At 72.1% G+C, this 2,645-nt stretch carries 3 protein-coding genes; 2 read left to right on the top strand and 1 reads right to left on the bottom strand.

Annotated elements, in window-relative coordinates:
* The first annotated feature begins 48 nt into the window (after positions 1-48).
* A complete protein-coding gene (locus tag JWQ92_RS07960; protein WP_297343927.1) occupies positions 49-1,392 on the top strand; it encodes an HNH endonuclease signature motif containing protein in 1,344 nt (447 codons plus the stop codon).
* Between the two features lie 15 nt (positions 1,393-1,407).
* Here the strand turns inward: JWQ92_RS07960 and JWQ92_RS07965 are convergent, their stop codons facing one another.
* Entirely contained in the window at positions 1,408-2,064 is a 657-nt protein-coding gene (locus JWQ92_RS07965; RefSeq protein WP_297343928.1) for an SIMPL domain-containing protein, read from the bottom strand.
* Positions 2,065-2,206: 142 nt separating this feature from the next.
* Between JWQ92_RS07965 and JWQ92_RS07970 the strand changes: the two genes are divergently transcribed.
* A partial coding sequence (locus JWQ92_RS07970; RefSeq protein WP_297343929.1) for a hypothetical protein occupies positions 2,207-2,645 on the top strand: 439 nt, incomplete at its 3' end.

Below are 2,645 nucleotides of genomic sequence, written 5' to 3' on the forward strand. Positions count from 1 at the left end.
CTGATCCGGAGTCGAATCGATGTCGGACCCCGGGTGTTCACTTCGGGCATGACGAGGAACCCCGAGGAACCCCCTCCACCCGACGGCGCAGCTGATGAATTCGCCGATCTGGATGCCCGCGAAGCGCTCTTCACGGGAGCGCTCGCCCAAGCGGATCGCGTCCTGAATCAAGCCGCCGCGATGCGCCGACAGGTGATGCTCGCCGGCTTCGACGCGATGGTGCTCGAGGAGCAGGCGCAGGGTCGAACGGTCCGGACGGACGACGCGATCGTCCGCGCCTTCCTGCTCCACCAGGGCACGGTGCTGCGCATCCCGCGGCAGACGGTCGAGCGGCAGCTCGCCGAGGGCTGGACCCTGCGCGACCACCTGCCCGCCACCTGGGCCGCGTTCCTCGAGGGCTGCTGCTCGGAGACGGCCGCCTCGATCGCCGCCGACCAGTCGGGTGGGCTGGAGGGCGACAGGCTCGTCGCCTTCGACCTCGCCGCCGCCCAGCTCGTTCAGGAGGAGAAGCCGGCCGTGCTGCTCCGGAAGCTGGCGATGCTGCGCGATCGACTCGATCCGCAGGCGGTGACGGATCGCCACCGACGGGCGAGCAACCGCCGGCACGTTGCGGCGAGGCCCGGGATGGACGGCCAGGCATCGCTCACCATCAACACCGACTCGACCGACGTCGCGGCGGCGTACGACGCGGTCCGGCAGGCGGCGGTGAAGGCGCACGGTCGGGCCGGTGAGTGCCGAACCCTCGGCCAGCTGAGGGCGGACATCGTTCTCGACCTGATCCTCCACGGTGCCGCGGCCGACGCCCCCGAGATGAGCGATCCGTCCTACCCGATGGAACGGCTCGGCAGCCTTCGCGTGCCGCATCGCAAGGCGGTTCAGGCGAGCCTGCTCGTCGTGATGTCCGCGGGCACGGCCACGGGGGCGTGCGACGAGCCCGCCGAGCTCGCCGGGATGGGCTCCATCGACGCCGACGTCGCCCGCCGGATCATCCAGCACACCCTCAGCTGGACCCGCGTGCTCACCGACCCCGTCGACGACGCCGTTCTCGCCATCGACTCCAGGGAGCGCTTCATCCCGAGCGCGCTGAAGAAGCTCATCCACCTTCGAACACCGACCTGCACCGGCGACGACTGCGGGCTACCGGCGCACCGGGCCGATCTCGACCACATCACCCGGGTCGAGCACGACGGCCGCACCCGCCACACCAACCTGCAGCCGCTGTGCCGCCCCTCACACCAGATGAAGGACGAGGGCGGCCATTGGAAGGTCACCGTGGCGGACGACGGCAGCACGATCTGGCGGTCCCGATGGGGTGCCGTCCGCATCGTCCGTCCATCACTTCGGGTGCGCACCTCCGGCACCGGGCTCGAGGCGGACGACTGCCCGTTCTGAACCGACGGACGCGCCTCAGCCCAGCCCGGTCACCAGGAAGTCGGCCGTCACGGCGGCGCTGATCTCGATGTCGTCCGGGCGCAGCTCGATGCTCGAACGGCTCCCCGCCACTGCCATCGCCGTCACGTAGGCGCCTTCGACCGCACCGCCCGAGTGGGGCCGGAGCCCCGGCTCCCAGAGTTGCTGGAGCGTCACGCCCGTGCCGCCGATCGCCTCGGCGTACGCCTCCGCCCGCTGCACCGCATCCGCGACCGCCTGCACGCGCACGTCGCGCTCCTCCTGGCTGCGGTGCTCCTCGGTGAGTGTCCATTCGATGCCACCGATCGCGACGCCCGGCACGGCGCCGGCGTGCTCGAACCACTCCGACAACGCCGGGAAATCGCGGAACTTCACCCGCACCTCCGCGGAGGCCACCTGCACGGTGCGGTGCGCATCGCTGTCCTTCACGTAGCGGCGCTCCGCGCGGGCACGCACCTGGTCGCTCCCCCACCAGGTCGCGGCGCCGGCGTGCACGAAGGACTTCGCATCCGCGACGAACCGCTCGTGCAGCCCCGCCACCTGCTGCATCGCGGTCGCGCGGTCCTCGTGCTCGAGGGCGATGGCGACCTCGATCGTGCCGCGTTCGGCGGGGAGGAATCGGGATGCGGAGCCGTGCACGGAGATCTGGACCATCCGGCGATTCTGGTCGCCGATGGTCCCGCACCCGAGGCGCGCCGCGCGCCGCCGAATCGGTCGCTGCCCGCAGCCGGACCGCGATCCTGCTTGACCCACCGACTCCCGCTTGTACTGTCCAGTTGACACAAGGAGGCTCACGATGGGCATCATCGGCGGATTCGGTCTGACGGCCATGGGGATCTGCGCAGCGGCGCTGCTCGTGGCCCTGCTCCTCCCGGGTGCTCTGGTGCGGCGCGCGCCCGCCGAGCGGCGCGGCGGGACGCTCCTCGTGGTGCAGATCACGCTCGTCGTGGCCCTGCTCGCCGCCGTCGCGACCGCGGTCCTCGCTGCGGCGATCGACGGCGCTCATCCGGACTGGCTCGGCGTGCCGATCGCCGTCGGCCCGGGCGTCGCCGTCAGCGTCGGCCTGGCGATCGTGGCCTCCACGCCCGCGATCCGGTCGCAGCCCGCCGCGCTGCGTTCGGCCGGCCTCGAGCCCCGGTCCGCGTGGACGATCGGCGCCAGGCGGCACTACCTGGTTCCCGCCCTCACCGCCGCGGCGCTCGCGGTGGTGCTGGTCGTCACCGGGGCGACCGCGA

Origin of the sequence: Amnibacterium sp., from assembly GCF_025463795.1 — a bacterium.
Lineage (GTDB): Bacteria > Actinomycetota > Actinomycetes > Actinomycetales > Microbacteriaceae > Amnibacterium.